At 61.2% G+C, this 18,159-nt stretch carries 15 protein-coding genes and 1 tRNA gene; 5 read left to right on the top strand and 11 right to left on the bottom strand.

Features of this window, described 5'->3' with window-relative positions; all coding sequences use genetic code 11:
* The first annotated feature begins 75 nt into the window (after positions 1 to 75).
* Together ACIOUG_RS20125 and ACIOUG_RS20120 are read left to right on the top strand one after the other, a co-directional pair.
* Entirely contained in the window at positions 76 to 675 is a 600-nt protein-coding gene (locus ACIOUG_RS20125; protein WP_401068092.1) for a flavin reductase family protein, read from the top strand.
* A 75-nt stretch (positions 676 to 750) separates the two neighbouring features.
* A complete protein-coding gene (locus tag ACIOUG_RS20120) occupies positions 751 to 1,383 on the top strand; it encodes a LysE family translocator (protein ID WP_401068090.1) in 633 nt (210 codons plus the stop codon).
* An 80-nt stretch (positions 1,384 to 1,463) separates the two neighbouring features.
* Here the strand turns inward: ACIOUG_RS20120 and ggt are convergent, their stop codons facing one another.
* Positions 1,464 to 3,296 carry a gamma-glutamyltransferase gene (ggt, locus tag ACIOUG_RS20115; RefSeq protein WP_401068120.1) on the bottom strand — a complete coding sequence of 611 codons (1,833 nt, stop codon included), beginning with the start codon at positions 3,294 to 3,296 and terminating at the stop codon, positions 1,464 to 1,466.
* Positions 3,297 to 3,566: 270 nt separating this feature from the next.
* On the opposite strand from ggt, the gene ACIOUG_RS20110 reads away from it, so the two are divergent.
* On the top strand, positions 3,567 to 4,679 hold the full coding sequence (locus tag ACIOUG_RS20110) for a DUF2817 domain-containing protein (protein ID WP_401068088.1): 1,113 nt from the start codon (positions 3,567 to 3,569) through the stop codon (positions 4,677 to 4,679).
* A gap of 150 nt (positions 4,680 to 4,829) precedes the next feature.
* Here ACIOUG_RS20110 and ACIOUG_RS20105 read toward each other — a convergent pair whose 3' ends face one another.
* From ACIOUG_RS20105 to ACIOUG_RS20070, 8 genes are all read right to left on the bottom strand, one after another.
* The gene (locus tag ACIOUG_RS20105; protein ID WP_401068085.1) at positions 4,830 to 5,084 is read right to left on the bottom strand and encodes a bacteriocin immunity protein; all 255 of its coding nucleotides are present in this window, start codon (positions 5,082 to 5,084) and stop codon (positions 4,830 to 4,832) included.
* A 4-nt stretch (positions 5,085 to 5,088) separates the two neighbouring features.
* Positions 5,089 to 6,129 carry an S-type pyocin domain-containing protein gene (locus ACIOUG_RS20100; RefSeq protein ID WP_401068083.1) on the bottom strand — a complete coding sequence of 347 codons (1,041 nt, stop codon included), beginning with the start codon at positions 6,127 to 6,129 and terminating at the stop codon, positions 5,089 to 5,091.
* 189 nt (positions 6,130 to 6,318) lie between these two features.
* Positions 6,319 to 6,395 (bottom strand) — tRNA-Met (locus tag ACIOUG_RS20095).
* An 86-nt stretch (positions 6,396 to 6,481) separates the two neighbouring features.
* Complete coding sequence (locus ACIOUG_RS20090; RefSeq protein ID WP_401068080.1) at positions 6,482 to 7,936, bottom strand: amidase; 1,455 nt, start codon at positions 7,934 to 7,936, stop codon at positions 6,482 to 6,484.
* 61 nt (positions 7,937 to 7,997) lie between these two features.
* On the bottom strand, positions 7,998 to 9,032 hold the full coding sequence (locus tag ACIOUG_RS20085; RefSeq protein WP_401068118.1) for an extracellular solute-binding protein: 1,035 nt from the start codon (positions 9,030 to 9,032) through the stop codon (positions 7,998 to 8,000).
* Positions 9,033 to 9,071: 39 nt separating this feature from the next.
* A complete protein-coding gene (locus ACIOUG_RS20080; protein ID WP_258676013.1) occupies positions 9,072 to 9,878 on the bottom strand; it encodes an ABC transporter permease in 807 nt (268 codons plus the stop codon).
* Entirely contained in the window at positions 9,878 to 10,798 is a 921-nt protein-coding gene (locus tag ACIOUG_RS20075) for an ABC transporter permease (RefSeq protein WP_401068077.1), read from the bottom strand. Before ACIOUG_RS20075 ends, ACIOUG_RS20080 begins: the two co-directional genes overlap by 1 nt.
* Positions 10,799 to 10,813: 15 nt before the next feature.
* On the bottom strand, positions 10,814 to 11,932 hold the full coding sequence (locus tag ACIOUG_RS20070) for an ABC transporter ATP-binding protein (protein WP_401068074.1): 1,119 nt from the start codon (positions 11,930 to 11,932) through the stop codon (positions 10,814 to 10,816).
* Positions 11,933 to 12,159: 227 nt separating this feature from the next.
* Here ACIOUG_RS20070 and ACIOUG_RS20065 point away from each other — a divergent pair, with 227 nt between their 5' ends.
* On the top strand, positions 12,160 to 13,062 hold the full coding sequence (locus ACIOUG_RS20065; protein WP_401068072.1) for a LysR substrate-binding domain-containing protein: 903 nt from the start codon (positions 12,160 to 12,162) through the stop codon (positions 13,060 to 13,062).
* Here the strand turns inward: ACIOUG_RS20065 and ACIOUG_RS20060 are convergent.
* Positions 13,055 to 15,112 (bottom strand): methyl-accepting chemotaxis protein, encoded by a 2,058-nt coding sequence (locus ACIOUG_RS20060; protein WP_401068071.1) that lies wholly within the window; start codon positions 15,110 to 15,112, stop codon positions 13,055 to 13,057. The two genes, ACIOUG_RS20065 and ACIOUG_RS20060, sit on opposite strands and share 8 nt — an antisense overlap.
* Positions 15,113 to 15,555: 443 nt before the next feature.
* On the opposite strand from ACIOUG_RS20060, the gene ACIOUG_RS20055 reads away from it, so the two are divergent.
* On the top strand, positions 15,556 to 16,773 hold the full coding sequence (locus ACIOUG_RS20055; RefSeq protein ID WP_003228168.1) for an MFS transporter: 1,218 nt from the start codon (positions 15,556 to 15,558) through the stop codon (positions 16,771 to 16,773).
* Positions 16,774 to 16,959: 186 nt separating this feature from the next.
* Here the strand turns inward: ACIOUG_RS20055 and ychF are convergent, their stop codons facing one another.
* Positions 16,960 to 18,060 carry a redox-regulated ATPase YchF gene (gene ychF, locus ACIOUG_RS20050; RefSeq protein WP_103306068.1) on the bottom strand — a complete coding sequence of 367 codons (1,101 nt, stop codon included), beginning with the start codon at positions 18,058 to 18,060 and terminating at the stop codon, positions 16,960 to 16,962.
* Positions 18,061 to 18,159 lie beyond the last annotated feature (99 nt).

Raw genomic sequence — 18,159 nt, 5'->3', positions numbered from 1 at the left:
GCGTGCCGCAGCTCCTACAGGTTTTCACCAGCAGCTGGCGCTACAATCTGTTCCTTTTTCTCGGAGCAGATCCCCATGAGTGCTTCCCACCGCCGCCCCGTGCCCCTGAACAAAGCCTACCGTCTGCTCAATCACGGGCCGACCGTGCTGGTCAGCGCTGCCCATGACGGCCAGCGCAACATCATGGCCGCCGCCTGGGCGATGCCGCTGGATTTCGAACCGCCGAAAGTCGCCGTCGTCCTCGACAAGTCGACTTGGACCCGCCAGTTGCTCGAAGCGTCCGGCACTTTTGTGCTCAACGTGCCGTGCGTCAATCAGGCTGACATCGTGCAAACCGTCGGCAATACCTCGGGGCTGGAGATCCAGCAAAATCAGGGGCAGGACAAGTTTCAGGCCTATGGCCTGCAAACCTTCGCCGGTGACACCGTCGAAGCACCCTTGCTCGAAGGCTGCGTCGCCTGGCTCGAATGCCGCTTGCTGCCCGAACCGCGCAACCACGAGCAATACGACCTGTTCCTCGCCGAAGTCATCGCCGCGCAGGCCGATGAACGGGTATTCAGCGACGGCCGCTGGCATTTCGAAGGGCACGACGGCTTGCGCACGCTGCACCACGTCGCCGGCGGACATTTCCTGACGATTGGCGATGCGGTGGACGGTAAAACCCTGCCGTTGTGATATTTGCCTGATGGAAAACCTGCGCCGGATGTAGCAAGGTGTGGGGCATTGTCGAACCAATCAGGCGCCCGCCCCATGGACCTTTCGTTTTCTGGCTATCTCGCTCCGTTGCTGTCGCTGGCGCTGTTGTGGACGGTCGCGGTGGTCACCCCCGGCCCGAATTTCTTCAACATCGCCCAACTGGCAGTCAGCCGCTCGCGACGACATGGCGTGGTCGCGGCGCTGGGCGTCGCTACCGGGACCGTGTTGTGGGGCCTGGCCGGCGGTTTGGGTATTCAGACCTTGTTCAGCGCGGCGCCAACCCTGTACCTGAGCTTCAAGATCGCCGGTGGCTGCTACCTGATCTACCTCGGCCTCAAGCAGTTCAAACGCAAAGCGCCGATTGCCGCCGGTACGCTGGATGAGTCGCAGCAGACCCTGCTCGGCGCCTACGGGCGGGGCTTTCTGGGAAACATGACCAACCCCAAGTCGGCACTGTTCGTCGCCACCATCTTCGCCACCGCAATGCCGGCCCACGTCCCGCCGCTACTGCTGACACTGGCCGTGCTGACCATGGCCACGCTGTCGTTCAGTTGGTATTGCAGCGTCGCGCTGTTCTTCGCCAGCCGCCGGATCGCCAGTGTTTACGAGCGTTCACGGCAATGGCTGGATCGCTTGGCCGGTGGTTGTTATCTGCTGTTTGGGGCGCATCTGGTGGCTAATCGCTGAGCCGGGTGATATTGCGCGTTAAACCCGTTGCATGAAAAAAGGCTTACCTCGCGGTAAGCCTTTTGTTTTCCTGCGTAACCTCAATCCCCCAACGCTTCCCCTTCACGCCGCGGATCCGCACCACCTTCCAGCGAGGCTTTCCCTTGCGCATCCTTGACCCGCACGATCGCCTGGGTACCGCTGGTCATGTCGATTTCATTCACCGCATGGCCCTTGTCTTTCAGCGCCTGAATCAGCGCCGGGCTGAACTGGCCTTGTTCCAGTTCGGTCGGGCCGTTGCGGCTGCCGAAGTTGGGCAGGCTGATGGCGCTTTGCGGGTCAAGGTTCCAGTCGAGCAGGCCGACGGTGGTCTTGGCCACGTATTCGATGATCTGCGAACCGCCCGGCGAGCCGACGCTGGCGAGGAATTCGCCGCTGTTGCGGTCGAAGATCAGCGTCGGCGCCATCGACGAGCGTGGGCGTTTGCCGGGTTCGACGCGGTTGGCGACTTTCTGCCCGTGCTCTTCGGGGATGAACGAGAAGTCGGTCATCTGGTTGTTCAGCAAAAAGCCCTGCACCATCAGGTGCGAGCCGAACGCCGCTTCGATGGTGGTGGTCATCGACACCGCGCCGCCCAGATCATCCACGGCGACCACTTGCGAGGTGGAGATGCGCAGCGGCGAGCGATCCGGGGCGTAGGCCACTTGCACGCCCGGCGGGGTACCCGGTTGGGCGCTGCCCATGCTGCGTTCGCCGATCAGGCTGGCGCGGCTGGCCAGATAACCCGGGTCGACCAGGCCTTTGACCGGTACCGGGACGAAGTCGGTATCGGCCACGTATTGCGCGCGGTCGGCGTAGGCCAGGCGTTCGGCTTCGGCGATCAGGTGCACCGCTTGGGGATCGGGTTCGATACCGGCCGGTTTATTGGTTTTCACGGGTTTGAGTGGCGTCAGCGACAGGCGCGGGTCGCGGCTTTCCAGCGCCTGCAAGGTGCCGAGAATCTGCGCCACAGCGATCCCGCCCGACGACGGTGGTGGCATGCCGCAAACCTGCCAGCGTTTGTAATCGGTGCACAGCGGTGCGCGTTCCTTGGCCTGATAGCGCTGAAGATCATTCAGCGACAGGCTGCCGGGGTTGGCGTGGCCCTGCACCTTGGCGACGATCTCTTCGGCAATCGGGCCTTTGTACAGTGCGTCCGGGCCTTCGTTGGCGATGCGCTTGAGCACGGCGGCCAATGCCGGATTCTGCAGACGGGTGCCGATGGCTTTGACGCTGCCGTCGCGGTTGAGGAAGTAGGCGGCCATGTCCGGCGATTTACGGATCACCGGGTCGGATTCCAGCAGCGAATGCAGGCGCGGTGAAATCGCAAAGCCCTGCTCGGCGAGTTTGATCGCCGGTTCGAACAGCGTGGCCCACGGCAGGCGACCGTGTTGTTTGTGTGCCATTTCCAGCGCACGCAGCACACCCGGAGTGCCCACCGAGCGCCCGCCGATCTGCGCCTGCGGAAATGGCATCGGTTTGCCGTCGGCCTGCAGGAACAGCTTCTCGGTGGCACCCGCCGGGGCGGTTTCGCGTCCGTCATAAGTGCGCACCTGTTTGCCGTCCCACAGCACGATCATAGCGCCGCCACCGATCCCGGAGGATTGCGGCTCGACCAGGGTCAGCACCGCTTGCATGGCAATCGCCGCGTCGATGGCCGAACCACCCTTGCGCAACATCTCGCGACCGGCCTCGGCGGCCAGCGGATTGGCAGCAGCGGCCATGTGTTGACGGGCGTGGCGAGTCTGCAGGTCGGTGCGGTACCCGGAAGCGGCTTCCGGCGCCAGCGGCAAGGTCGAGGAGGGCGGGGCGTTGCACGCGGTGAGGGTCAGGGCGCTGATGATCAGCGTCAGGGCAGGCAGGCGAAAGCGGCTCAGGGGCAGGGCTGGAAACACGTGGGGCTCTCCGTCCGTGGGGTGAAAGGTCTGACGGACTTTATCGACCGGTCGGTCGCGACGCAAACCGGTGGGCATTTTTGTCTTTCTTTTCGGGGCGGATATTCGCTAGGGTCAACCTCAATCGAACGACCGCAAACATCCCCCTGTAGGAGTGAGCCTGCTCGCGATGGCGTCATAACATTCAACATCCAAGTTGACTGACCCACCGCCATCGCGAGCAGGCTCACTCCTACAAAGGTCAAGCCATAACAATCACAAGAGGCCGACATGCACAGCGAGTTTCCCACCGAATCCAGTTACCGCGATCAACGCGAACAGTTTCTGACCGCCGCCCAAACTGCCGGAGCCACGCTCACCTCGTACGCCCATCCGCGTTGCGGCCCCTTTGGCGAACCGCTGAGCACCGATGTCGCGGTGCTCGGTGATCCGCAGGCGAAGCGTCGACTGGTGGCGCTCAGCGGCACGCACGGGGTCGAGGGCTATTACGGGTCGGATTGCCAAATCGAATGGCTGAAGACTTTCGTGCCGGGCGCGCTGCCCAAGGATGTCGCGGTGGTAATGATCCACCTGATCAACCCATGGGGCACCGCGTGGCTGCGCCGGGTCAACGAAGACAACATCGACCTCAACCGCAATCACCTGGATTTCGCCGGGCCGTTGCCGGACAACCGCGCCTACGTCACGCTGCACAAGATCTACGCCTGTACCGATTTGCACGGCCCCGAGCGTAAGCGCGCCGACGCCATGCTCGACGGGCAAATTACCGAACACGGCTGGCCGGCGGTGATGTCGATCGTCGAGGGCGGCCAGCACAGTCATCCCGACGGACTGTTCTATGGCGGCCGCGCGCCGAGTTGGTCGAATCGCACGTTGCATCAGATCATCGACGCCCAGGTGGCTGGCGCTGAAACCGTAATGTGTTTCGACCTGCACACCGGGGCAGGCGAGTACGGGCATCCGATGTTGCTCACCATCACCCAAGCGCCTTATCCGGCACTCGCGCAGGCCCAGGCGATTTATGGCCCATGGCTTTACACACTGCACACCGGCGCCGACACCTTGAGCGAAACCGGTGTGGCAGCGACGGCTACCGGGTACACCTCGCAGGCGCTGCTCAATGCGTTGCCCGACGTGCAACTGATGCCATTCGTGATCGAGTGCGGGACGTATCCGGGGCCAGACGTGCATCGGCATTTGCGCGATGACCATTGGCTGCATCTGCATGGCGATCCGCTGGATGCGACGGGGCGGGGGATCAAGTTGAAACTGCTGGAGCAGTTCTATCCGGCGGATCCGGACTGGCGTGCGATGGTAGGGCTGCGCACTCGGCAGATCTGGGCGAAAGGGTTGGCGGCCCTGTCGGCAGAGCAGCCTGAATAGGTAAGGCTTGGGATTGTGGTGAGGGGATTTATCCCCGATGGACTGCGCAGCAGTCCCATTCGGTTTTAATGGGGAAAAGGGTGCTGCGCACCCTATCGGGGATAAATCCCCTCGCCACGGGTTCGTTGTGTATCGAGGGATAAAAAACGCTTATTGCTTAAATCCCGGCAGTCCATTCGCGGCGCGCCATTTTTTTACAGTTTCGGTGATCCCTTCGTTGGAGTTATTCACTCCTTCATCTGGGTAATAGATCAAATCAGTTCCATCGGGATGTTCGGTGATGCTGCAAAAGTGATCTAGCAGCGGGTCCAGCACATCGTCAGAAGCATTTTTGTTGGCAGTTCGAATTTCTTGCATGAAACGCAGAAACTCTGCCTCTGTGTAGTCTGAGAGACTTTTTTTCATAAAGTCATTTCCGATGAATATCCGCGTGGTTTTTGGGCGTGTTAACTCGCAAATTGTCTACGTTATAAACCTCTCCACCCTGGGAGATCGGATCGACATGATGAATTTCAAAGGATCCTTTTGAACCATGTGCATCTCTGTAACGTGCCTTTGGGGCATTGCCATTCTGCATTCGTTCAATGTTGTCCGGGATGAAGTGGTTGCTCAAATCTGGATCATTCACAACCTCAGTCCAGAACGCTTTTCTGAAGGCATCGAAACTCGAAAACTCCCGTCCCCTGAGCCTATCCGCAATCCGTGTCGGAATCGGCGCACCGATCCCCGTTCCCGCTCCAGCAAGCCATATCCCCGGAACATCCTCACCAACCCCCGTCACCGTCCCCGGCATCAGTCTTGCCGGCCTTGAAAACACCACATAAAGCGACTTCAACCCAGTCTCGGCCGGGAACACCAGAATACAATCCTCGGCGGTAATGTCCTCGCCGGGCAGGCCTTCTATCTGGCTGTCAGTGTTCTCAGGTATCGGGTGAACAAGGATCGTGTTCAGTTGCTCGCCGTGTTCCGGATAAACCAGCGGCGGCATTGAACCGAGTGGCCCGCGTTGCGGCGTCCACAAAATCGTGATGCCGTTGAGCCTGGCCTCCATGGCAGTCTTGTCGCTGTTCCACTCGACGTTGACGGTACGCACCGAGTCATCGCCCGAGGCGCTGGTGTGGATGCCGTAAATCTGCATGGCGCCTTCGGCATCACGCCGGAACTGGAAGCGCACGCGAGTGCTGGCGCGGCTCATGCTGCGTAGTTGGTCATCGGTGTGCAGTGTGCCGTCGCCCATTCGGGTCGGCAGCATCCCGAGGATGAACACGCTGGCCGGGCCGCCTGCGCCACGGATGGCCCAGTTGAGGCGTTGTTGCAGAATCCCGCCGCCGGCCAAGCGGCCCAAGGCCAGGTCAGCGCCGAGTGCGGTCGCTACCGCAGTGCTGGCTGATGGAAAGAGCATGGCCCCCGCGACCATAATCTTGCCGAAATTGGTGGCGGATTCCGGCACCGTGCCGGCGTCGGTTCGGCATGGTCAAGGCCAATGAGCAGTTATGGGGAGGGGAGTGGCGACTGGATCAGCCAGCTTTGTCGAGAGGGGCGCTTCGCAGCCATCGGGGATAAATCCCCTCACCACAGAGGACGGTTTTTTCGAGGCATAAAAAAACGGCCTACCTTTCGGTAAGCCGTTTTTAGTACTTGGTGGCTACACAGGGACTTGAACCCCGGACCCCAGCATTATGAATGCTATGCTCTAACCAACTGAGCTATGTAGCCAAGTGGCGCGCATTATTCCCCTGAAATGGAAAAGCGTCAAGCGTAAATTTAAAAATTTTTTCTACGCTTTCAACCGTTTATCAAAATCATTGGCCGAGCAGCGGTGAAGGACAGCGTTGGAACCAGCGGCTGGCCTGTTCATAAGCGTGTGCCAGTTGCAGAACCGCGAAGTCCGCCTGATGCCGGCCGATGATCTGCAATCCCATCGGCAACCCCCATGCGTTGAAGCCGGCCTGGACGCTGGCCACCGGGCAACCGGACAGCGTGCCGGGGATCACCACTTCCATCCAGCGATGATAAGTGTCCATGCTCACGCCTTCGATAGACGTCGGCCAAGGCTGGGTTTTATCGAACGGGAAGACCTGGGCACTGGGCAGCAGCAGGTAGTCGTAGCGTTCGAACAACCGGGAAATCGCCCGATACCAATCGCTGCGCACCACGGATGCGGCGAACACTTCGCAGGCTGAAAGCTTCAGACCGTTTTCCACTTCCCAGATCGCCTCCGGTTTCAACAACGCGCGTTTTTGCGGATCGGCATACGTCACGCCCAAAGACCCCGCGACCATCCAGTGCCGCAACGTGCGCCAACTGCTCCACAACCGCTCAGGCGCGAAACCCGGCTCAACCGACTCGACCTGACAACCGATGCTTTCAAAGTCGACAAAGGTCTTCTCACACAGCGACAGCACACCTCTCTCCATCGGCAGGTAGCCATTGAAGTCCCCCAGCCACCCCAACCGAGTGCCTTTGAAGTCGCGCTCCAGCGGTGCGGCAAATGCCTCCCCGGATGCGCTGATCGACAACGGCGCCCGCGCATCGCCCCCGGCCTGCACCGACAGCAGCAATGCCGCATCCCTCACGCTGCGCGCCATCGGTCCTTCATAACCGAGTTGATCGAAAAACAGATCGGCACTGTCATCAAACGGCACGCGGCCCTGAGACGGACGGAAACCAAAGATGTTGTTGAACGCAGCCGGGTTGCGCAGCGAACCCATCATGTCGCTGCCATCGGCCACCGGCACCAGATGCATCGCCAGTGCTGCCGCTGCGCCCCCGCTGCTGCCGCCCGCGGTTTTGCTCGGGTCAAAGGCACAGCCAGTGGCACCGAACAGCGGGTTGTAACTCTGCGAACCGAGGCCGAATTCCGGGGTGTTGGTCTTGCCGATAATGATCGCGCCGGCCGCTTTGATCCGCTCGACCATGATGCCGTCGCGCTCGGGGATAAAGTCCTTGAACAGCGGCGAGCCGAGCGTGGTGCGGATGCCCCGGGTCAGCGACAGATCCTTGATCGCATGGGGCAGGCCGTGCATCCAGCCACGGTATTCACCGCGCGCCAGTTCGGCGTCGCGCTCATCGGCCTGAGCCAGCAGATTTTCAGGTGATTGCAGGCTGATCAGCGCGTTGACCTGCGGGTTGAAACATTCGATATGGGCAAGATAAGTCTGCATCACTTCGCGGCAGGACACCTGGCGCAGGCGGATGCGGTCGGCAAGGGCGTGGGCCTGGAGCAGGACCAGTTCGCTGATGTTATTGGAGTTCATGACAACGGCGCCTTTCAGACGGCTGGAGAAACGCCCCGGCCGCATGCCGGGGCGGCAGGGATCAACGCATCAGGTTGGTCCAGAGACGATCAGCGAGACGGATCGCGCCTTCACCGCAAGTCTTGCTGAACACCACGTGGGTGCCCTCGGGAATGTGCAATTCCGGCGCATCCTTTAGCGCGGCATCAAGGAACGGCTCGACACCTTTGATCGGGCTCTGGTGCTTGAGGAAGTTCTGCGTCATCGCCGAGTTTTCCGGCTGGCTGAGGAACGCGATAAACGCCTTGGCATTCGCCGGGTTCTTGCTGCCGGTGGGGATGACCATGTTGTCGACCCAAGCCAGTACGCCTTCTTTCGGGTAGAGGTATTTCAGGCTCGGTTTCATCTCGCGGGCGCGCATCGACGAGCCGCCCCAGAACATCGACATGTCGATTTCACCCGAGGCGAGGTTTTCGCGGATCGAACCGGCCTTGGAGCTGTAAGTCTTCACGAACGGCTTCTGCGCCTTGAGCAGGGTGAGGATCTGCTGCATCTGTTTCGGGTCTTCACTGCACAGCGGAATGTTCAGGTACAGGCTGGCCATGTCGACCATGTCGCTGACCGAATCGAACATGTTGATCCGCCCCTGCAACTCGGCTGGCGGCTCATACAAAACCTTGTAGCTGTCGGCCGGGCCCTGGTAGCGCGCACTGTCGAGCACCACGCTAGTAGTGCCCCAGATGAACGGCACCGAGTACGCGCCCTCCGGATCCCAGCTCGGTTTTTTCAGGTTATCCACAACGCTGGCGTAGTACGGCTCCTTGACCGGGTCGAAGCGCTCCAGCAGGTTTTCCTTGATCAGGATCGGGATGAACTGGTGCGACGGAATCGCCACATCGTAGCCGGCGCCACCCTGTTTCAGTTTGGCCAGCAGGGTCTCGTTGGAGTCGTAGGAATCGACCGTGACTTCGATGCCTGTCTGCTTCTGGAACTTGGCGAGAATCTCCGGCGAGAAGTAGCCGCTCCAGCTCACCACGTTGAGTTTTTCCGCGGCCTGAACGCTGCCGGTCATCACCAGCGGCACAGTCAGGAACAACCCGGTACCGACGCTTTTCATCCACTTGCTCATGTTATTTCCCCACGGTTCGTAGAAGGTTCAGGCGGGCTTTTTGCCCAGCAGGTAAGAGAGGCTGACGAACAGCACCGAGACGCCGAGGATCAGGGTCGAGACGGCGTTGACGTCGGGTGTCACGCCCATGCGCAACAGACCGAAGATGAAGATCGGCAGGGTGGTGGTGCCGGCCTGGGAGACCATCATCGAGATCACGAAGTTATCCAGCGAGACGATGAAGGCCAGCATCAACCCGGAGAAAATCCCCGGCATCAGCAGCGGCAAGGTCACTTTGCGGAAGGTGCGCCACGGGCCGGCGTAGAGGTCGGCGGAGGCTTGCTCCAGCGACAGGTCCATGTCGTTGAGACGCGCACGGATCGGCAGGTAGGCGAACGGAATGCAGAACACCGTATGGGCGATGATCAGGTTGCCGTAGCCCAGCGACAGGCCGATGGTGGAGAACAGTGCGAGCGTCGCCACACCGACGACGATTTCCGGCAACACCAGCGGCAGCATGATTGCGCCCATCGACAATTGCAGGCCCTTGAACTTCGCCCCACGGGAGGTGCCGAGGGCGGCGAGGGTGGCGATCGCCGTGGCGATCATGCTTGCGCAAACCGCGATCAACAGGCTGTTGCCAGCGGCCTGGCGCAGGGCCTGATTGGCGAACGCGGCGCGGTACCAGTCGAGGCTGAAGCCGGTCCATACCGTCGCCGATTGGTTGGCGTTGAACGAGAACACCACCAACACCACGATCGGCGCGTACAGGTACAGATAGAACAGGAAACTGAAGCCGCCGAAGCCGGGGAAATCCTGCACGCCCAGCCCTTTGCGTTTGAATAGCGCGAGCATCACACACCTCCTTTGGCGATGCGCTGGCGCTCGGCGCGCAGGGCATACACGGTCAGCACCAGCATCACCGCGGCCATCAGCACCAGCGACAGTGCGGCGCCGAACGGCCAGTTACGGGCATCGCTGAACTGCCGGAAAATCAGGTTGCCGAGCATCATCCGCGTACCGCCGCCGAGCAGTTCCGGGGCGATCATCGCGCCCAGGCACGGTACAAAGGTGAGGATGGCGCCAGCGAGAATCCCCGGTCTGGCAATCGGCAACACTACTTTGCGCAAGGTGCGCACGCGGCCGGCATACAGATCCTGAGCGGCTTCGAGCAGGCGGATATCCATCTTTTCCAGCGTCGCGTAGATCGGCAACACCACGAACGGCGCGTAGGTATAAACCAGCCCCAGCAGCACCGCGCCGTCGGTGTACAACAACTGCAGCGGCTCATGGATGACGCCCATACCCATCAGGCTGTTATTGATCACCCCGGTGTTTCGCAGCAGCAGAATCCACGCGTAGGTGCGGATCAGCAGGTTGGCCCAGAATGGCACGGTGATCAGAAAGATCAGCAGACCACGCCGATGCGCCGGTTGCATCGCCAGCCACACCGCAACCGGGAAACCGATCAGCAGGGTGATGATCGTGGTCAGGCTGGCAATGCCGATCGAGCGCAGGGCGATGATCAGGTAGGAGTCGGCGAACGCGAGGCTGTCGTCCATCTGGCGTTCGAACAGCAACGAGGTGTACGCATCGCTGCTGAAGACTTTATTGACCCCGCCGTAGGGGTTGGCTTCCATCAGCGAATAGCCGATGACGATCAGGATCGGCACCACCAGAAACAAGCCGATGGCGAGCAGCGCCGGGCTCACTCCGAGGAAGCTCTGGAAAGCCTTGCGGCGTTCCAGCGTGTTGGCAATCGGTAAGGCGTGCATGGCAACTCCTCGGGCTCAATCGTGCAGGACGCTGGCGCTTCCCCGGTCGAACAACAGACCGGCCTGACTGCCGACGACAAAGCGCAGGCTCTGGTCGACGCAGTTGGGCGTGCGCACGGTGAGGCGCGAATCGTCGCTGAGGCTGACCTGATATTGCAGATCGGTGCCGAGGTAGATCTGCGCTTCGATCCGGCACGGCAGTGCGGCGTCGGTGGACGCGGGCACCAGATGCAGGCGCTCGGGACGCACCGACAAGGTCACGCTGGCGCCGACCGCCACATCGCTGCACGCTTGCGCTGGCAGCGGATGCCCGGCCGGCCCGGCGAACCAGGCCATGCCGTCCTCGACTTGCGTGACGGTGCCTTCGATGAAGTTGGTTTCGCCGATGAAGTCGGCCACGAAGCGATTGCGCGGGCGTTCGTAGATGTCCTCCGGGCGGCCGACCTGTTGCACTTCGCCTTCGGACAACACGGCGATGCGGTCGGACATGGTCAGCGCTTCTTCCTGGTCGTGGGTGACGAAGATGAAGGTGATGCCGGTCTTGGCCTGAATCGATTTCAGCTCTTCGCGCATGGCTTGGCGCAGCTTCAGATCGAGTGCCGACAGCGGCTCATCGAGCAGCAGCACCTTGGGGTGTGGCGCCAGTGCGCGGGCGAGGGCGACGCGCTGTTGCTGGCCGCCGGACAGCTGCGCCGGTTTGCGCTGGGCGAAGCGTTCCATCTGCACCAGCGCGAGCATTTCGCGCACGCGCTCGGCGATCTGCGCTTTGTTCAACACCTTGCCCATCGGCTGCGATTCGAGGCCGAAGGCCAGGTTCTCGGCGATGGTCATGTGCGGGAACAGTGCGTAGTGCTGGAACACCGTGTTGACCGGGCGCTGGAACGGCGGGCGATCAGCGATATTTTCGCCGTACAGCAGGATCTCGCCTTCGGTAGGAAACTCGAAGCCAGCGATCATCCGCAGCAGGGTGGTTTTGCCGCAGCCGGAAGGGCCGAGCAGGGTGAAGAATTCGTTGTCGCGGATGTCCAGGTCGATGTTTTTCAACGCCACCGGACCGGTGTTCGGATCACCGTAAACCTTGCGCACCGAGCGGATCGACACCGCCAGCGTTTGCAGCGAATGCAGGGCATTCATGCGTTACCTCCGATTCCCCCATCGCCTGCGATGGCGCTGCGAATCAGCGACGTCGTCGGGCCATGGATATTATTTTTCTGGGCAGGATCGAGATTGCGTACGGGGTAAAACCAGCTGTTTTTTTGTTCTGCTGTGGCTCGATTATCAGCCAGGGGTTGCGCGGGGCGACACTTCAATTTAAACATGGCAGCTGTTAGTTAATTTAACAGCCGAAGGTGCCAGGAATCATGCCCGACCACCGTTTGCCGCCGCTCAACGCGGTGCGTGCGTTTGATGCCGCCGCGCGTCTGGGCAGCTACGTCGAAGCCTCGAAAGCCCTGCACGTGACCCAGCCGGCGATTGGTCGACACGTGAAGTTGCTCGAGGAGTGGCTGGGCATTCAGTTGTTCGAGCGCACCTCGCGCGGGGTCAACCTGACAGCGGCGGGGGAGAAGTACCACCGCAAGATCGCCGCCGCCCTGCAGTTGATCATCGAGGCCGGCAAGGAAGCGCAGCCCAAGGAGGCCGAGCGCTGGTTGCGGATCATGGTGGTGCCGGGTTTCGCCAAGCGCTGGTTGATGCCGCGCATCGAAGCGATGCGCCATTTGCGCCCGGGTTTGAAATTCGCCATCGAGCCGAACTCGACCTTCACCGAAGTCGATGGCAAAAGCGCTGATCTGGGCATCGTCTATGGCCTCGACGGGCAGTACGCCGACTCCCGTGAAGCGTTGATCTGCCCGCGCGTATTTCCGATCTGCACCCCGCACTATCTCGCCAGTATCGGGCCTGTGACCGGCCCGGCGGATCTGATTCGGCATGAGCTGATCCACGTCGATGACGGCGAGTGGTGGAACCTGTGGTTCGCCGCCCACGACCTGGATATTCACCTCAATTCGGACATGCTCTACGTCAATAACGATCACGCGTTGTCGGTGGCCGAAAGCGGGCAGGGCATAGCCCTGGCCAACGAAGTGCTGGTTCGCGAGGAGCTGAAGTCCGGCAAACTGGTGCGCGCGGTGGACGCCCAGGTGAAGCTGGAAAGCTATCGGGTGCTCACGCCGTCCGCCGAACTGTCGGCGGATGCGGCGTGGTTTATTCAGTGGCTGAAGACCGAGCTGGAAGCGGACTTCCCCGAGGCGCGGATCAACTGAGGCGAAAGCGTGCGGTGTTGTCGCTCAGGGCCTTGCTACCCTGGCTCAAGGTGTCCGCCGCCAGATTCACTGCGCGGGCGCCTTCCAATAAGCGCACGGCGGCCTGATCGACCTGCTGGATATTGCCGCTGACTTCATCGGCAGTGCTCGCCTGTTCTTCCACGGCGGTGGCGATCTGCGCCAGGGTGTCAGTGACACTCTGCACGGCACTGGCAATTTCGCCGAGGCGTTCACCAAGACCGGTCACGGCCTCGGCATCCGATTGCGCCTGGCCGCACGCGGCTTCCATCAGACTCACCGCTTCGTTGACCGTGGCGCGCAGGCTATCGACTGTGCCGGCGATCTGCGCGGTCGATGACTGGGTGCGCTGCGACAGGCTGCGCACTTCATCGGCGACCACGGCAAAGCCGCGTCCCTGTTCGCCGGCGCGTGCCGCCTCGATCGCGGCGTTGAGCGCCAACAGGTTGGTCTGCTCGGCGACGCCACGAATGGTGTCGACCACCAGTTGAATCTGCTGGCCTTGCTCGCTGACCCGGCCGAGCGCCGCTGCGGTGTCGTTAAGGCGTTGGTTGAGTTGCTGAATGCTCGCCGTGGTGCGCTGACTGTCGCGGCTGCTGTCAGCGGCGATGCGCCGGGTGTGCTGGGCGCTGCCGGAAGCCTGTTCGCAACTCTGCGCCACCCCTTGCGAAGTGGCGGCCAGTTGCGTGGCAGCGGCGGCGATCTGGCTGATCTGCAACTGCTGTGCTTCGACTTCGCTCAGCGCGCCACTGGAGTGATCGTTGAGGCTGCGCACCGCGTGGCTCAGTTGCGAGGTTTCGTGATCGACCCCGAGCATGCTTGCGCGCAACTGCACCACGGCGACGTTGAGCGCGGTGCTGATCGCCGCCAGCTCATCACGGCCCACCACCGGTACTTGCAGGCTGAGGTTGCCGTCACGCAGGGCTTCGGCCAGCAGAGTAATGCCGCTGGCGCTGCGGCGGATCGAAGCCTGCAGGCAGACGAACAGGTACAGCGCCGCCAGCAGCAGACAGCCGAACACGGCGGCGACCACGATGAACTGGCGAATCGCCGAAGCGTGGTAGGCATCCAGACGCTGATCCAGCGACAGCAGCGATTGCTGGCGCAACGATGCAAGGTCGCTCAACAGGGCGTCGAGGCTGCGTTCGAAGTCTTCCGGTTTAAGCGTGATGCTGCCGCCGAACACGCCGTCATCCAGCACCTTCAGCCCGGCATCGAGGCGCTTGAGACTGTCGTGGTACTGACCGGCCCAGGTTTGCAGATCGCTTGGCAGACGCGCTTCGAGCAGGCCGGCGGTTTTGACAAGCTGTTCGCGGGCATCGCCGATGCGGCCGCGCAGGTCGCGCAACTGCAAGCGGCTTTGCAGGGTGAATTGACCCGAGACTACCGAAGCCTGACCGACCGCCGCCAGGCGACCCACGCGCTCGATCAGGTCCGGTGCGTGCTGCGTGGAGATCTGCGTCAGCAGATAGGTTTCCAGCCACGGCGCCAGCGTCAGGCGGTTGTCCATGACGATCTGCTCGCGCAAGGCTTGCAGGGCGCTGAGGGCGTTGGTGAAACGATCGTAACCGTCCGGCCACCAGCCGACGCTGCTGAGGCTTTTCGAATCCAGACCACCGAGCGCGGTTTGCAGGGCTTGATAGCGAGCGAGGGTTTCGCCTTCGGCGCCTTCCTTGTTCAGGGCGTTGCCCAAATCGCTGGTGGCTTGCTGGACGGCCGGTTGCACGGCGTCGAATGCAGCCATGGCGGCGAGGGTCGCCGGGGTCGGCTGGCGATTGGTTTCGGTGGCGCGCCAACGAGCGGCGCGGTCGCGCTGGGCGGCGAGCAGGTTGTCCAGCGCATCGAGGCTGAGCAACTGGCGTACGCCGGCGCGTTCGCCGGAAATCAGGTTGAGCTTGTCGCGATAGTCCTGGCCGATCATCAACAGGCTGCCGGCCAACGGCAGAATGAACAGCAGAAACAACAGCTGGAATTTACGCGCGAATCCAAACCGCCCCAGCAATTTGATCCCCGGTGACAAGAAAGCCTGCATGCCTCATGACTCCTCTGGACACCACGCACCAATGGCGTGCATCGCGGCCGTGCGACCTGGATGTCGTGCCCTGCTAAAAGGCCTCGAAAGTTCACTCTCGCCCGCTCTGTAGGCCGGCTCTGTAGCGAAACTTCCCATTCTCGGCTGCCTTTGTAAGGCGGCCGCGTTCGAGGGTAGAAGCAAGGCAAGATTCAGACCATGGCGTTGCGCTATCACCTGTGGAATCGCATATCCCCTGTAGGAGCTGCCGCAGGCTGCGATCTTTTGATCTTGCTCCTAAAAAACAGAATCAAAAGATCGCAGCCTGCGGCAGCTCCTACAGGGATTGAAGAGTTTTGGAGTTGGACGTTAGTTAGCTGGCTAAGGGGATGGCGCTGGCGCACCGAAAAATGGCACATTGGCGCACCTGCCCGCGTGCACCCATCTGCTGTACGGAAACTTCCATGGCTATCAGTAACGCTCAGACCGCCGCTGCCTCGGCGTCCGCTCCTCCCCAAAGCAGCCCGTTGGTGATGCGAATCATCGGCGCGGTGGCGCTGGCGCATTTGATCAACGACCTGATTCAGTCGGTGCTACCGTCGATCTATCCGATGCTCAAGGCTAACTATGGTTTGAGCTTCACCCAGGTCGGCCTGATCACGCTGACCTTCCAGTTGACCGCATCGCTGTTGCAGCCGTGGGTCGGTTATCACACGGACCGCCATCCGAAACCGTGGCTGTTGCCGGCAGGTTCGGTTTGCACGCTGATCGGCATCGTGATGATGTCGATGGTTGGCAGTTTCCCGTTGATTCTGCTGGCGGCGGCGCTGATCGGTATCGGCTCCTCGACGTTCCACCCCGAGGCTTCGCGGATCGCGCGGCTGGCCTCGGGCGGACGCTTTGGGCTGGCTCAATCGACCTTTCAGGTCGGCGGTAACGCCGGTTCTGCGTTCGGCCCGTTGCTGGCAGCGGCGATCATCATTCCGTTCGGCCAGGGCAACGTGGCGTGGTTCGGTCTGTTCGCGGTGTTTGCGCTGTTCGTGCTGTATCGCATCAGCCGCTGGTACGCCCATCACCTCAACCTGTTCAAACTCAAGGCCGGGCAGGCGGCGACTCACGGGCTGTCGAAGGGCAGGGTGACCAGTGCGCTGGTGGTGCTCGGCCTGCTGGTGTTCTCAAAGTATTTCTACATGGCCAGCCTCACCAGCTATTTCACGTTTTACCTGATCGAGAAATTCGACCTGTCGGTGGCCAGCTCGCAGCTGCACCTGTTCCTGTTTCTCGGTGCGGTGGCGGCGGGTACGTTCTTTGGCGGGCCGATTGGCGACAAGATCGGGCGTAAGGCGGTGATCTGGTTTTCGATCCTTGGTGTGGCACCGTTCACGCTGCTGATGCCGCACGTCGATCTGTTCTGGACCACTGTGCTCAGCGTGGTGATTGGCTTCATTCTGGCTTCGGCGTTTTCGGCGATTGTGGTGTACGCACAGGAGTTGGTGCCGGGCAATGTCGGGATGATTGCCGGGGTGTTCTTTGGCTTGATGTTCGGGTTTGGCGGGATTGGTGCGGCGTTGCTTGGGCATCTGGCGGATGTCCATGGCATCGAGTACGTGTATTTCCTGTGCTCGTTTTTGCCGTTGTTTGGCGTACTGGCGATCTTCCTGCCGCGCACCAAAAAAACCTGACCTACACAATTCCAACTGTGGGAGCGGGCTTGCTCGCGAATGCGGTGTATCAGTCGATATTAATGTGGCTGACACATCGCTTTCGCGAGCAAGCCCGCTCCCACAGGGTATTGCTGGTGTTGCATACAAATCTGTCAGGCACAAAAAAGCCGCGTATCAAACGCGGCTTTTTCTTGGGCGTGTTGCTTAGACGTTGAAGCGGAAGTGCATCACGTCGCCGTCTTTGACGATGTAGTCCTTGCCTTCCAGGCGCCATTTACCGGCTTCCTTGGTACCGGCTTCGCCCTTGTACTGGATGAAGTCGTTGTAGGCGATGACTTCGGCGCGGATGAAGCCTTTTTCGAAGTCGGTGTGGATCACGCCGGCAGCTTGTGGTGCGGTGGCACCGACTTTGACGGTCCAGGCGCGGACTTCTTCGACACCGGCGGTGAAGTAGGTCTGCAGGTGCAGCATTTCGTAGCCGGCGCGGATCACGCGGTTCAGGCCAGGCTCTTCCAGGCCCAGGGCCTCGAGGAACATGTCCTTCTCTTCGCCGTCGTCGAGTTCGGCGATTTCCGCTTCGATCTTGTTGCAGACCGGAACGACCATGGCGCCTTCTTCTTCGGCGATGGCCTTGACCACGTCCAGGTGCGGGTTGTTCTCGAAACCGTCTTCAGCGACGTTGGCGATGTACATGACCGGTTTGGTGGTCAGCAGGTGGAAGCCCTTGATCACGGCCTTCTCGTCAGCGCTCATGTTCTTCATCAGGCTGCGCGCAGGTTTGGCTTCGGTGAAGTGTGCGATCAGTTGCTCCAGCAGAGCTTTCTGAACGACTGCGTCCTTGTCACCACCCTTGGCGTTGCGCGCGACTTTCTGCAGTTGCTTCTCGCAGCTGTCGAGGTCGGCGAAGATCAGTTCCAGGTCGATGATTTCGATGTCGCGTTTCGGGTCGACGCTGTTGGAAACGTGGATCACGTTGTCGTCTTCGAAGCAGCGCACCACGTGAGCGATGGCGTCGGTTTCGCGGATGTTGGCCAGAAACTTGTTGCCCAGACCTTCACCTTTCGAGGCACCGGCCACCAGGCCTGCGATGTCGACGAATTCCATGGTGGTCGGCAGGATGCGCTTCGGATTGACGATCGCCGCCAGGGCTTCCAGACGTGGATCCGGCATCGGCACGATGCCGCTGTTCGGCTCGATGGTGCAGAAGGGGAAGTTCTCGGCCGCGATACCGGATTTGGTCAGGGCGTTGAACAGGGTGGACTTGCCGACGTTAGGCAAACCGACGATGCCGCAATTGAATCCCATGGTGTTTCCCCTCGGATTAGAGTCAGGCCTTCTGGCTGTGTAATTGCAGCAGCGCTTCGCTGTCGTCACCGTCGGCGGGAAAGTGTGCGTCGAGACCGT

The organism is Pseudomonas sp. NPDC087803, from assembly GCF_044742995.1.
Classification (GTDB): Bacteria; Pseudomonadota; Gammaproteobacteria; order Pseudomonadales; family Pseudomonadaceae; genus Aquipseudomonas.
The sequence above is the reverse complement of the archived record's forward strand: the minus strand, read 5'-3'. Positions and strand labels throughout refer to the sequence as shown.

Bases quoted from the DNA above. Each gene is read 5' to 3' on its own strand.
- ychF (WP_103306068.1), bottom strand. From the start codon at position 18,060: ATGGGATTCAATTGCGGCATCGTCGGTTTGCCTAACGTCGGCAAGTCC.
- ACIOUG_RS20120 (WP_401068090.1), top strand. From the start codon at position 751: ATGGACCTTTCGTTTTCTGGCTATCTCGCTCCGTTGCTGTCGCTGGCG.
- ACIOUG_RS20055 (WP_003228168.1), top strand. From the start codon at position 15,556: ATGGCTATCAGTAACGCTCAGACCGCCGCTGCCTCGGCGTCCGCTCCT.
- ACIOUG_RS20070 (WP_401068074.1), bottom strand. From the start codon at position 11,932: ATGAATGCCCTGCATTCGCTGCAAACGCTGGCGGTGTCGATCCGCTCG.
- ACIOUG_RS20080 (WP_258676013.1), bottom strand. From the start codon at position 9,878: ATGCTCGCGCTATTCAAACGCAAAGGGCTGGGCGTGCAGGATTTCCCC.
- ACIOUG_RS20105 (WP_401068085.1), bottom strand. From the start codon at position 5,084: ATGAAAAAAAGTCTCTCAGACTACACAGAGGCAGAGTTTCTGCGTTTC.
- ACIOUG_RS20110 (WP_401068088.1), top strand. From the start codon at position 3,567: ATGCACAGCGAGTTTCCCACCGAATCCAGTTACCGCGATCAACGCGAA.
- ACIOUG_RS20090 (WP_401068080.1), bottom strand. From the start codon at position 7,936: ATGAACTCCAATAACATCAGCGAACTGGTCCTGCTCCAGGCCCACGCC.
- ACIOUG_RS20065 (WP_401068072.1), top strand. From the start codon at position 12,160: ATGCCCGACCACCGTTTGCCGCCGCTCAACGCGGTGCGTGCGTTTGAT.
- ACIOUG_RS20060 (WP_401068071.1), bottom strand. From the start codon at position 15,112: ATGCAGGCTTTCTTGTCACCGGGGATCAAATTGCTGGGGCGGTTTGGA.
- ACIOUG_RS20085 (WP_401068118.1), bottom strand. From the start codon at position 9,032: ATGAAAAGCGTCGGTACCGGGTTGTTCCTGACTGTGCCGCTGGTGATG.
- ACIOUG_RS20125 (WP_401068092.1), top strand. From the start codon at position 76: ATGAGTGCTTCCCACCGCCGCCCCGTGCCCCTGAACAAAGCCTACCGT.
- ACIOUG_RS20075 (WP_401068077.1), bottom strand. From the start codon at position 10,798: ATGCACGCCTTACCGATTGCCAACACGCTGGAACGCCGCAAGGCTTTC.